At 32.3% G+C, this 12,777-nt stretch carries 14 protein-coding genes; 1 reads left to right on the top strand and 13 read right to left on the bottom strand.

Features of this window, described 5'->3' with window-relative positions:
- Positions 1-156 precede the first annotated feature (156 nt).
- The 10 genes from EZM65_RS15160 to EZM65_RS15110 all read right to left on the bottom strand — a co-directional run bounded on the left by EZM65_RS15160 (position 157) and on the right by EZM65_RS15110 (position 10,925).
- Positions 157-531: a hypothetical protein gene (locus tag EZM65_RS15160; RefSeq protein ID WP_136669407.1), complete on the bottom strand. Its 375-nt coding sequence runs from the start codon at positions 529-531 to the stop codon at positions 157-159.
- Positions 532-598: 67 nt separating this feature from the next.
- The gene (locus EZM65_RS15155; RefSeq protein ID WP_136669406.1) at positions 599-1,162 is read right to left on the bottom strand and encodes a hypothetical protein; all 564 of its coding nucleotides are present in this window, start codon (positions 1,160-1,162) and stop codon (positions 599-601) included.
- Between the two features lie 499 nt (positions 1,163-1,661).
- Positions 1,662-2,582, bottom strand: coding sequence for a hypothetical protein (locus EZM65_RS15145; RefSeq protein WP_136669404.1), 921 nt, complete (start codon positions 2,580-2,582; stop codon positions 1,662-1,664).
- Between the two features lie 76 nt (positions 2,583-2,658).
- Entirely contained in the window at positions 2,659-3,576 is a 918-nt protein-coding gene (locus EZM65_RS15140) for a hypothetical protein (RefSeq protein WP_136669403.1), read from the bottom strand.
- A gap of 76 nt (positions 3,577-3,652) precedes the next feature.
- Positions 3,653-4,642: a hypothetical protein gene (locus tag EZM65_RS15135; RefSeq protein ID WP_136669402.1), complete on the bottom strand. Its 990-nt coding sequence runs from the start codon at positions 4,640-4,642 to the stop codon at positions 3,653-3,655.
- A 17-nt stretch (positions 4,643-4,659) separates the two neighbouring features.
- On the bottom strand, positions 4,660-7,572 hold the full coding sequence (locus tag EZM65_RS15130; RefSeq protein WP_136669401.1) for an OmpA family protein: 2,913 nt from the start codon (positions 7,570-7,572) through the stop codon (positions 4,660-4,662).
- 25 nt (positions 7,573-7,597) lie between these two features.
- Positions 7,598-8,101: a DUF4280 domain-containing protein gene (locus EZM65_RS15125; RefSeq protein ID WP_136669400.1), complete on the bottom strand. Its 504-nt coding sequence runs from the start codon at positions 8,099-8,101 to the stop codon at positions 7,598-7,600.
- 20 nt (positions 8,102-8,121) lie between these two features.
- Positions 8,122-9,243 carry a LysM domain-containing protein gene (locus tag EZM65_RS15120; RefSeq protein ID WP_169051725.1) on the bottom strand — a complete coding sequence of 374 codons (1,122 nt, stop codon included), beginning with the start codon at positions 9,241-9,243 and terminating at the stop codon, positions 8,122-8,124.
- A 470-nt stretch (positions 9,244-9,713) separates the two neighbouring features.
- Positions 9,714-10,046 (bottom strand): hypothetical protein, encoded by a 333-nt coding sequence (locus tag EZM65_RS15115; protein WP_136669398.1) that lies wholly within the window; start codon positions 10,044-10,046, stop codon positions 9,714-9,716.
- Between the two features lie 3 nt (positions 10,047-10,049).
- Entirely contained in the window at positions 10,050-10,925 is an 876-nt protein-coding gene (locus EZM65_RS15110) for a hypothetical protein (RefSeq protein WP_136669397.1), read from the bottom strand.
- A gap of 164 nt (positions 10,926-11,089) precedes the next feature.
- Here EZM65_RS15110 and EZM65_RS15105 point away from each other — a divergent pair, with 164 nt between their 5' ends.
- Positions 11,090-11,479, top strand: a complete 390-nt coding sequence (locus tag EZM65_RS15105) for a helix-turn-helix domain-containing protein (RefSeq protein ID WP_136669396.1) — start codon at positions 11,090-11,092, stop codon at positions 11,477-11,479.
- Positions 11,480-11,529: 50 nt separating this feature from the next.
- On the opposite strand, the gene EZM65_RS15100 is transcribed toward EZM65_RS15105, so the two are convergent.
- From EZM65_RS15100 to EZM65_RS15565, 3 genes are all read right to left on the bottom strand, one after another.
- Positions 11,530-11,880 carry a hypothetical protein gene (locus tag EZM65_RS15100; protein WP_136669395.1) on the bottom strand — a complete coding sequence of 117 codons (351 nt, stop codon included), beginning with the start codon at positions 11,878-11,880 and terminating at the stop codon, positions 11,530-11,532.
- Between the two features lie 129 nt (positions 11,881-12,009).
- Positions 12,010-12,468, bottom strand: a complete 459-nt coding sequence (locus tag EZM65_RS15095; protein WP_136669394.1) for a hypothetical protein — start codon at positions 12,466-12,468, stop codon at positions 12,010-12,012.
- A gap of 132 nt (positions 12,469-12,600) precedes the next feature.
- Entirely contained in the window at positions 12,601-12,765 is a 165-nt protein-coding gene (locus EZM65_RS15565) for a hypothetical protein (RefSeq protein ID WP_169051723.1), read from the bottom strand.
- Positions 12,766-12,777: the final 12 nt, after the last annotated feature.

Raw genomic sequence — 12,777 nt, 5'->3', positions numbered from 1 at the left:
TAACAGCGGTTTAGACTAATAAATCCTTTTAAGTCCTTATTTTATTGATATTTTTAAAAATAAAAACTCATAAGTACAACATAGGTACAACAAATTAGATGTTGTTTAGACATCTATATACTTGGATATACAAGCGCATATAGACGTCTAATTTATTTATTTAAGATTTCGTGCTGTCATAATTCCTTTTTCAGTTAGAGAAATTTCATACATTAAACTTGATACTTGGTCGTCTGTTTCTAATTCATGAAAAGCTCTTTCAAGATATTTCATTTCAATTTCATCTAAACCAAAAAGAGTATTGTATTTTGTCGCTTGATTTACAATTTGTCTGTGTCTTTCTTTAGAATACAGCACTTTCAATATTTTAAATTTTACGTCTTCTAAAATCTTAGTTTCCAAATCTGAAGGGACTTTATAAGTATAAACTGTATCAAGAAAAGCCATAATCTTGCTATATATTTCTTGTTCATTTACACTATTATTTTTTGCTATTTCCTCAACCTTATTTTTAACTGTTTGCAAATCCATTGTTTTTTTTATTAATGCTGTTAATATTTCGTCGTTCTCTACTTGTTCGTAACATTTAGATTTTCTATTATCTCGCAACTTCCAATTCTGTTTTACCTTTAGGAATGTGTAACATGCAAAAAACCGCATAACCTGAATCTGATTTTCCTTTCTTAAACCTTCCCAATAAAACAGACTGCCCCTTTATTTTTTTATCATCTGATGTACTGACTAAACACACTAATTTCCCTTCTCCATAAAAAATCATTTTGTAGTCTTTTATAGGTTGCATTTCGAATGTAGGATTATTAACTATCTCAACTATTTCGTCCCATGCTTCCTGAATATCTTTTTTTGAGGCATATTCTGAAACAAATTGATTTCTCAAACCATCATAAGTTATTCGTGCTATTCCATCCAAATTTTTACTCTGAAAAATACCCCTGTTACTTTCATACTCTGCTAATACTTTTCCTGCTAATACTTTTTGGTCTAATTTTCTTAAATCTTGGCTTTCGCTCCAGCCTTTTAATTCATAAGGCACTTTAGCGTTGAAAGTAAAACTACCCTCATAGTATTTTTTTCCAGATAACAAAGAAACAGGGACTTCCATAGAATTTGTTGGATTACTCATAGGTGTAGAATGAATCATTGCATCTCCTTGTTTTNTTCCATAGAATTTGTTGGATTACTCATAGGTGTAGAATGAATCATTGCATCTCCTTGTTTTTCGAGTTTGTAAAAATCCTGCCATTCTGCTGTAATTTTCATTTCCGTTTCATTGATAAAGCTTGGTATTTTTTCGCCTTCATGTTCCCCAACAGGATATAATTTATAAGTTACTTTTTGCAAACCACTTTTAAGAATAACATGGTTTATACTTTCACCTGTATGGCCTCCAAAAGTATAATCTTTGTAAACTGGAATATCATTTACAAAAATTTCTGCTTGACACCAATTTTGTTCAATGTCTAAATAATATCGTGTATAATCAGCATAGGTTTTTACTTCGGCTTCTATTTTATCTACAATGTTGTTTGCCGTAATATCAGGATTTTGTATCATTTTGATTTCTTTTTTTTGTGAACATGCCTGCAACACAAAAAAGCAAAACAATAACATCATGATTTTTTTAATCATTCCCATAAATATTATATAGCAGTTTCCAACTCCGTTTTACCATTGGGAATATGTAGAAAACAACCAAAATAAAAACCTCTCAAATTACCTTTTTTATTCTTATAATGACAGACTAAAACTGAGTTTCCTTTTAGATTTTTGTCATTTGAAGTACTAACCAATCCAACCAATCTTCCCTCTGCATAAAAAACCATTTTGTAATCTTCTATAGGTTGCATTTCAAATTCAGGACTATTCACAACATTTACAGTTTCTTCCCAACCTTCTTGAATATCTTTTCTTGTAGCATACTCTGAAACGTATTGATTTCTCAAACCATCAAATTTAATCTTTGCGATGGCATCTAAATTTTTGCTTTGATATATGCTTCTGTATTTTTCAAATTCTGCCAAAACTCTTTTCTCCAATTCTTTTTGGTCTAATTTTCTTAAATCCTGACTTTCACTCCAGCCTTTTAATTCGTAAGGCACAACAGCATTGAATGTAAAACTATTTTCATAGTATTTTTTTCCTGAAAGCAATGATATTGGTTCTTCCATAGGGTTTACAGGCTTGCTCATAGGCGTAGATTGGACACCTGCTTCCCCCTGTTTTTCGTGTTTGTAAAAATCCTGCCATTCTGCCGTAATTTTCATTTCTGTATCATTTGTAAGAGTTGGAATTATTTCACCTTCATGTTCACCAACAGGATATAATTTATAGGTAACCTTTTGCAAACCGCTTTTTAGAATTAAATGATTAATACTTTCCGTTGAGGCAATAAGTTCATCTTCAAAATTATTATATGCAGGAATGTCATTTACAAAAATTTCTGCATGACACCAACTCTGTTCAATGTCTAAATAATATCTTGTGTAGTCTGAATATGTTTTTACTTCATTTACTATTTTATCTACAATGTTGTTTGCCGTAATATCAGGATTTTGTGTCATTTTGATTTCTTTTTTTTGTGAGCATGCCTGCAACACAAAAAAGCCAAATAACAATATTAAAAATTTCTTTGCCATGCTATCTAACAACTTCTAATTCCGTTTTTCCTTTTGGAATATGTAGAAAACAGCTAAAAACAAAACCACTTAAATCACCATCTTTATCCTTATAATGGCAAACTAAAACCGACTTATCTTTTAAATTCTTATCATTTGAAGTACTAACCAATCCAACTAATCTTCCCTCTGCATAAAATACCATTTTATAGTCTTTTATAGGTTGCATCTCAAATTCAGGACTTTTTACAACATTCACTGTTTCGTCCCAACCTCGTTGAATATCTTTTCTTGTGGCATATTCTGAAACGTATTGATTTCTCATATTATCAAACTCAATTTTTGCAATGGCATCTAAATTCTTACTTTGATATATACTTTTATTTTTTTCAAATTCTGCCAAAACTCTTTTCTCCAATTCTTTTGGGTCTAATTTTCTTAAATCTTGACTCTCACTCCAGCCTTTTAATTCGTAAGGCACTACTGCATTAAAAGTAAAACTACCCTCATAATATTTTTTACCTGAAAGCAATGACACTGGTTCTACCATAGAATTTGCAGGCTTGCTCATTGGTGCAATATGAACACCTGATTCTCCCTGTTTTTCGTGTTTGTAAAAATCCTGCCATTCTGCTGTAACTTCCATTTCGGTTTCATTGATAAAAGTTGGATAATTTTCACCTTCGTATTCACCAACAGGATATAACTTGTAGTTCACTTTTTGCAAACCACTTTTTAAAATCACATGATTTATACTTACACCTGTATGCCCGCCATTACTATAATCTTGATATACAGGTATATCATTAACAAAAATTTCAGATTGACACCAGCCTTGTTTGACGTCTAAATAATATCTTGTATATTCAGTATAAGTTTTTACATCGGCTTCTATTTTATCTACAATATTTTTGGCTGTAATGTCTGGGTTTTGTATCATTTTAGTTTCTTTTTTTTGTGAACATGCCTGCAACACAAAAAAACAAAATGATAACATTAAAACTTTCTTCATCATACTATCTCACAACTTCTAATTCCGTTTTCCCTTTTGGAATATGTAAAAAACTACTAAAAACAAAACCACTTAAATCACCATCAGTATCTCTATAATGGCAAACCAAAACCGACTTATCTTTTAAATTCTTATCATTTGAAGTACTAACTAATCCAACTAATCTACCCTCTGCATAAAAAACCATTTTGTAATCTTTAATTGGTTGCATTTCAAATTCAGGGCTATTCACAATATTCACTGTTTCATCCCAACCTCGTTGAATATCTTTTCTTGTAGCATACTCTGAAACATATTGATTTCTCATATTATCAAATCTTATTTTTGCAATTGCATCTAAATTCTTACTTTGATATATGTTTTTATTTTTTTCATATTCTGCCAAAACTCTTTTTTCTAATTCTTTTTGGTCAAATTTTCTTAAATCCTGACTCTCGCTCCAGCCTTTTAACACGTAAGGCACTATGGCATTAAATGTAAAACTATTTTCATAGTATTTTTTTCCCGCCAATAAAGAAACAGGAACTTCCATAGAATTTGCTGGCTCACTCATTGGTGTAGATTCAACCTTTGCGTTTCCTTGTTTCTCGAGTTTGTAAAAATCCTGCCATTCTGCTGTAATTTTCATTTCCGTTTCATTGATAAAATTTGGTATTTTTTCGCCTTCATGTTCTCCCACAGGATATAATTTATAAGTTACTTTTTGCAAACCGCTTTTTAATATAACATGATTTATACTTACACCTGTGTGACCACCAAAAGTATAATCTTGATAAACAGGTATATCATTTACAAAAATTTCAGATTGACACCAATTTTGTTCAATGTCTAAATAATATCGTGTATAATCAGCATAGGTTTTTACTTCGGCATATATTTTATCAACTATGTTATTGGCTGTAATGTTAGGATTTTGTGTCATTTTGATTTCTTTTTTTTGTGAACATGAATTTAGAGAAATGAGTATTCCTAGTACTATAAATTTAAGTTTCATAATTATTAACTGTTTGATTAGGTATTAAAAAAGTAGATTTTCATCAATGATTTCTCTGATGGTTCTATCAATGTAAAGGGGATTGGTGTGGCTTGTTTCTCCGAAGTACCTATTTTAAATCCAGATTCAGTTTTTAATTCTACATAGGTTAAATATACTCCTTTAATTCCAGAAAAAATAAGGTACTGTTCCATAAACAAGCCTTTTTTAGGGTCAATGCCGTATTGATTTTTCAACGTTGCTGAACCTTCCATCTTAATTTTAATTCCTCCTTCAACTTTTGTTTCTATTGGTGTAAACTTAGCAAAAGCTTTTTCATACTTTGCTTCAATGACTATTTTGGCATTTATCATCGTACTAACTATTGATACTGCCAATTTATTATTTACATAATTTTTAGCATTATCAGTAATGGTATAGGTTTTGGTCAGGAAATTGTGTTTGACTTTCTGCTCAAATCCTATTTCTCCAAGAATTGTTATGATACCTCCTATTTTTGTAACACCCATTTTTTCAAGAGCGGTAGAAACTACTTTTTTGTTTTCCCGCAGTTGTTTTCTTTTTTTCTCTTCCTCAGGGTCTTTGCTTTTTTGAGGGGTTTCATCGTTATTTTTGAGGTATTCAATAAGGTCAAAGTCTCTCTTGAAGCCTACGGCTACAAGCGGAGCGCATTTTATATTGGCTTCAAAAATAAGTGCCAGCCTGCTATCAGCTTGCATTTTGTAATACATTCCCGCATTCATGCCAATATTAGGCGGATAGAGTTCTATACCTATTTCGTCAAGTTTTTTAGAAATTTCTTCTATTGTTTTGGCAACTTTTTTTGCTTTTTTAAGTTTACCAGGTATGTTCCTCCCTCTTGTAAGGTATATCATGAGTAATTCTATAAGAATCCCTACGGCTACCATTTCATATATGGCTATGGCAACAAGATAACGGGTATGTTTATTTTCTTTAATAAAATCTACCTGTGTTCCTGTAAGGCTTAAATCTTCTCCTTTTTTTTCTAGTTTTCGGTCATAAAAAGCATGTAAGCCTATCCCAAAGTTTTCTGCCTGTTTTTTCATATAAGGAAAAAGTACATGCTCAGTTATCAAATTACTTGGTAACAGCCTTAATATTTTCCAACCTAAACTATCTGTCAGCTCCTCAATTTCTTGCTTTATTTCTCTTTTTAAAGCTACTTCCTTCTTATAAAAAAAGTAATCCAACGGTTCTTTGTATTTTTCTATATCCCTGTATTGAAAATGCCCAACCCAAACCACATCAGGATAGGCTTTGATGTGTAGTGTGGGTTTACTCTTATCAGAATAATACGCACACGAATTAATATGAAAATAATAATCGTTTGTTATGTCAAAATACGACGTTGTTTTGTCTGAAAAAGGATTCAGGTATTTGGCAAGATAGTTTAAATAGTTTGTCTTAAAATCTGACCCTATGACTGAGAAAACAGGGTGTTCGATAATTTCAGCGTTATAAACCGTTTTTTTATTTACAGAAAGCTGGGTATGCTCAAATACTGTCTTTCTTATACTGTGCTTTTCCTTATGTTCCTTGAAACAGGAATCAAAAGACTGCTTAGGGACATTTATTTTTAATTTCTTGGCGTGTGAATACGTGGGTGCAATAATATCGACAGTTATAGGCTGTGCGTTATTGCCATATACTTTAAATAGCAATGTAGTTCTTCGGTTTTGTTCGTGAAGTCCCTCACTTATATTTTCGCCATGATGTATCAGCGCTGTTTTGCCGTAGCCTTTTGCCGTAATCCTATCAGGATCGATACCTTTTTCAACCAAATGGTCAACAATGGTCTGCGCCCTGTTTAACGATAGCTTTATATTGTATTCTTCACTACCTCGGCAATCTGTATGCGACCCGATTTCAACAGGCAAATAGGGTGATTCCAGCAAAAAAGTGGTAATATCATCGATTACCGATTTTGCATCAGGACGAATATTGTATTTATCGAAATCGTAGTTTATTTTTTTGGTTACCACAAAACGTTCCTTGCCGTCTATTTGTCGGTTAAATTTACCCTCGTCAAATATGGTTACAGGCTCATTATCCTCATAAATAACTACTTTCGGGAACTTACAAAGCTCGTATTTCTTATAACTAGCTTCGGCTTCTCCTACTTTGAGCGGGGTAAGATTTTCGGGAGGTCGTGGAGGCTGGTATTCAAGCTTGTCTTTGATTTTTAAAAACTCGGCGTGTGCTATTTCGTTTTTATCGTTTCGTATGTATGTATTGGTTGCAGGGTCTTTTACTTTTACATAAAATCGTTCAATAGGTTTTCTGTTTTTAACTTTAGAATACCACAATGAGGTATTGTTAATCGATAAATCGATTTCGCCATTAGTAACTTTAACTTTTGAAATAACTGCGATTAACGGGTCATCGTTTGTTGAAGAGCCTCCAAATTGCCTGTAAACCTCTACAATCAAACTGTTATATCCGTTAAGTCCCTCAGTATTAATTGTAAGATATATAATATTTCCGTACGCAAAGGTATGAGAACTCCGTACATCTTCGCCATCGTTGCTAAGGCACCATTTACTTGTGGTTATTCGGGGTGGGCAATAACCTCTTATACTTAATCCTGTTTTTGTAAACTCCCTGTTTTCTGAAAGGTTGGCTTGCAGATAATAGCAGTAAGGGCCACAAAACTTTTTGGCTATTTTTATCCCAAATGTTTTGTCGTGTGCCAGTACCTGTTGCATTAAAACTATTTTTTTATCATGGGCATGAAACGTCCAAAACCTCCTGCTAGTCTTATCGCTTGGTGTTGTATTCTTAAACCATTCGGCTACCGTAAAGTGAACGAATTGGTCTGCTTTAACGGTTAATTTTACATTGGGTACGGATAAACTAGATACTACTTCCCCAATTCCTGTCCATTTAATTTTTGCTATTCCCCTTGCCATACTTATAATTATTAAGAATAATAGACTATCCTTGTGTTTGTTCTATACCCTCGAATGAATACTTTTTCTTCTGCAAATCAGTAATATTTACTAACGGATTTATTTGATTGTGAATTTCGGGATTTGCATTTTTAATGTTTTGCTTTCCTGCTTCGGTTTTTTGTCCGTGTTTGTCTATACTTATGCAATCGGGCGCACCCATTGGGCAAGTAGCTTTGCTGTCTTCAAGCAATGCTTTACCGTCGTTTGACAAAGTTATTTTATCGTAAGTACCACTCCATTTTGTAATTACTGCCTGACAGGGCAAATAATCACCACTACCGTTAGGCTGTTTTTTGCACTTTCCAAAAGTATTCTTTTCAAGCGTTTGCCCTATGTCTTTATCGCTCGCAACGAGTTTTTCCGACCCCTCTTTATCATTGGCGTAAACCTTTTTTTGTGTTTTTACCTTTAAAACATCTGTTTTGGGTTCGACACTAAACTTACATTTTACGGTTGCGCCTTGCACAACCACGTGCTTTTCACTCATTGCTTATAGGGTTATGTTAATTAAAAAAACCAGCTTTTTTTCTTTGCAGGTAAAATCATTTCTACTGGTCTGTTGTTTAGCTTTTCGTTATCATTAATAATTGCGATTATTATTTCCAGTTTTTTAGGAATATCCAACTTAATATCACATTCCATTAACAAGGTTTTGATTGTGTTACTGTAAGGATTTAAAAAATATTTAGCATTAAAATTTCCAGTTGCCTTTTCAAATTCCAGACCCATTTGACTATCATAATTGGAAAAACTTAATTCATTCTCAAAATCCTCTTTAAGTCTGTCATCGTTTAAAATTCCATTCCTGCTAAGACATATATTATTACTTTCATCTAAATATTTATCGATTGTTTGGTTAATGGAATATCTTAACGGGTTACAATTTACTAGAAGCGGAAAATCAACAGTAGATTCAAAGTTTAATTCTTCATTATGCTTTATATGGATCCCACTAAAAAAAGCATTTAAAAACCAATCATTCTGCAAGCTTTCATTTAAACTACTTTTGTTATCCATACTTTGCTCAAAGGCTGTTAAATAATTCTCAACTTCCTTTCCTTGATATTCATCAAATATTTTCTGCTTATTATTTGCCCATCGCTTTTTTATTTCTTCTATATTATGAACATCTTCCCATTTTCCGCTTTTATTGACAACTAAGACAAGTGGATATAATGATTGGGATACTTTTTCAGCAAGTTCGTTGATAATGGTATCTGCTTCCAGATTATCAATAAAAATTTTGGAAGTCCTGTTTATCTCAAATAAATGGTACTCACTTGGCTGTCTATCCGTACATTGTACACTGACTTCGTAGTGCATCGTAGTAACTTCTTCACCTGTAGTAACGGTAAACATTACCCCATAATTTATTTTTTTTTGTATTGATTTGAGTTGCAGAAAAGAGGGGGCTGGCTGTTTTGAATTATTCTCTTTATTTTCTTTTGGGTTTTGAGAAAGAATAAGTGTTTTTAGGTTATGTGAGAAATCATACCCAATCAAATCAGGAAGCTCACAGTAAATATTATGATATTCTCTTATTTCTTCAGGGGTTAAATTCAATTGCTTGGCAACACTCTGTAATGTGTCTCCTTTTTGTATCGTATATATTTTATGTTTTGACTCCAAGTGGCTTTTTTTTACGGAGTCAAATGTACAGAAAAATATTACAAAAAAAATTAAAAAAAATTAATTAATTTTCTCCTAAACACTTGTTTTTTCAGTATCTAACCAATTTTAGTTAGATAAAAAATACACTAATTTAGGGATTGACTCATAATTATAAACTTGGTACTTTCGCGCAAAAAAAAATGGAATCTATACCCTTTTTTTCACTAATCATTCTCCTGATTTTTGAAGGCAAAAAAACTGCTGAAAATTTAGTTCATGAAAATACCGTCAGTAAAACAAACCTGATTAGTATAGCCCTTATAATCGCGAGTATAGTTGTACTTATAAATTACGGATTTTATTAAAGAAATGTTTTTCTTTATTCAGTTACGAAGTATTGTAAATACTTCCTTATCAAATCTAAAATTAATATCAAATGCACTGGGTATCGAGATAAAGGAATTATTTGATTTTTAATTTTGAAAAAATCAACTCTTTTTATGACTATCATCTGTTATAAATGCCTGTATTTTATCTAAAAGGTCCATTTCTTCTAACGGAATAATCTCAATCAATTTATTCAAAACACCACTTATTGCGCTTGAAGTATCTCTCACTTCTGTTGCATCTGCACTTTCAGCATCCAAGGCAGCTACCGAAACTTTTATTACATCTATTATATAATAACTCAGTTCAATATAACTGTTCACTGGAATTTTTACAGTTGCCCTTCCTTTGCAATGCTTTAAAGGCTCAACAACTTGAAAGGAGCGCGACGCCAAATTTTTCAAATCTTCGATTGTTTTGATTTTTTCTTCCATCAGTCAGTTATTAGCATTAGTAGTTTCATTTGCCTGTTCAAGTCTTTCCAATTCGGAAGTAGCAAGCTTATCGGCTCTTTCCACAAACTCATTATAACGATTACTCAAGACTTCATAATCATGATAAGCAACATCGTCGATAAAACCATATCGTAACGACGTGGTACGTCCCGAAAGAATCTTAAACAGTTCTTTGTCCTTATCAGTTACTCGTGGAAAAATCTCAGCTGTCAGATGGGTGAAATAATCACACAATTCAAACAGAAATGGCAGAGAAAAATGATTAGGCATATATCCAAGAAACACTCTGATTAAACCGAGGCACGTCTGTTCTATTACAAGTTGCATTAAATAGATATGAATTTTCGTAGCACCACCACCGTCCAAAGCTTCCGCTTCCATCAAAAAGCTTTTTGTGCGGTCGCGTTGCGACCAATACATTTTTGCCGATGGGATATTCCTAGCAGGGATTTGCTCAAAAGGCAAAAAAGGCGGTTTCGCCGTTTCCTGAAATAGCAATTGTCCGCGCTGTATTATCTGGTAAAAGAAGTTTTGTTGGTCGCCATGCTTCTGATGCAGTGATTTTTTAGAATGCATCAGAACGGTTGCCGTATAACGTCCGTTTGTCTGTGCTTTGATATTGTAAGCGATATTCCCCGGAACATCAGCCTTAAAATCCTTTACGATTAAAAACAAGTAATAATGCGTGTTTTGATAATCTGCTGTGTTATTTTGAGAAAGCAAGCCGGTAACTGATTTACTAATACTCTTTTGCCCAAAACAATAAACTGCCGAAGCCTCTACTGTTTCGGTAACGATTTGCGTAATCAATTCTATCGGGTCAGAAAGATCTTTGCGAATTAAAGTGTTGCGATACATAAATCTTGATTTTAAGGTGAAACATATTTTAAAATTGTATTTTTGTTAATGTCTGCAAGTAAATAAGCTTCGCAACCGTGTACAACAGAATGCATTGGTGATTTATAAGCCATTATTGGTTTTTTACCAATGGTAAATTTCACAGAAATTATTATCTTTGAATTATGAGCACAGAAACAAAACCTAAACATGTCGGTCGTAATATTGGCCGTCTGCGCGAACTGCGTGGAATAAAACAGGATGCCTTAGCTTTTGCTATTGGAGTAAGTCAACAAACTATTTCACATATTGAAAACAGTGAGAAGGTTGACGAAGATAAATTGGAATTAATTGCCAAAGAATTAGGAATGTCTGTCGAAGCTATTAAAAACTTTTCAGAGGAAAATGTGGTAAATTTTTTCAATAATTTTTACGATAGTAGTGGTACCAATAGTGCTTTTGGAAACAATAATCAAAACCACTTTACATTTAATCCAATCGACAAATTAGTTGAAGTCTACGAAGAAAATAAAAAACTTTATGAGCGATTGCTTGAGGCTGAGAAAAGAAAATAAATTGTAATAAAAAAAGCGTGTTTGAACACGCTTTTTTTATTACAATTTATTTAATTACAGTAACCTGCACATAAGAGCATTGGAGGCGCTTCTACATTTTTAAACAAATCATACAAAGGATTCTTTTCAAATCCATCCATGTTTTTAACCCCATATATTTTCACAGCAAGAGTATTGATTGCTAAAATTATTCCGTTATCAAGGTTTAATTTATCTAATTCTCTAATTGATGTATCAAAATCTTTTATTTCCCAATCTTCAATGATATTCTCATCATCAAAATAGTCTAAGTAACTCTTTTTCAATTCATCAACATTTGTGAACTCTGCCAGTTTAATTTTATTTTCATTAAATGATTTTTCAAAATCAAATTTTTGAAAATATAGTTCAATTTTTTTCATTCTCTTTTAAGGTTTTTATACTTATGATTATTTTTAAGTAGTGTTTTATAAAATTAACTTAATATATAAAAATTCTATTCACTAATCTATTTCTAAATTAAATGACAGATACTTAATTATAATGAAATATTATGTTCCAATAAAGTACCAATTTGCAAGTTGCTCATCTGTTAATTCATCTTCAATTAATTCATGCCAAGATTCGCAAGCCTCCAACCAAAGTGCTTTTTTTTCTTCATAGGTATCAAAAAAGTTATCGGCAGTTTGAGTCGGACGATTGTCTTCAATTAATCTATTTTTAAGTTTAACCATTCTATCATAACTTTTAGTCCAACCTTCTTCAGTATCACGTCCAGAAAACGAAAATGGAATTAACCTTGTTATAAATAAAGTTCTACGAATTATTTCCTGCTTATCAAGTGATTTTGAATTTAAATAGTCTTTGAATTTTTCTATCTTCTTTTCAGAATCAACTTCTAAATCAATCTGTTGGTCAATGTGAAAATGTCCTGACAAGCCTGCCAAATCAGTTTGAATGTAACTTGGCTGAGAGCTAAACCAGTTTAAAATTTTGTCTAATGGATTCATAGTATTATTGTTCATTTATTATAATTTCACGAAGATATGAATTTAACAAATAAAAACTTATAATTTAAATTAACAAACAAAACCGCATTACATTTCTGCAACACGGCTTTACCAATCAACCCAAATCAAAAATTATTTCTTTGCTTTTGCTTTTACCACTCTACCACCCTTGACATAGCGATAACCCTTTTTCAAAGTTCCGTCTCTTTTTACTCCCTCGCGCTTGATTACCCCGCTACAAAGCTTTTTAGCCGAGATTCTTTTTTTACCTTTTGATTTTGCTTTTTTTGCTACCATGATTTCTGATTT

Origin of the sequence: Flavobacterium sp. H122 (genome assembly GCF_004959765.1) — a bacterium.
Classification (GTDB): domain Bacteria; phylum Bacteroidota; class Bacteroidia; order Flavobacteriales; family Flavobacteriaceae; genus Flavobacterium.
Note: the sequence above shows the minus strand (reverse complement) of the source record. Positions and strands in the feature narration are given on the sequence as shown.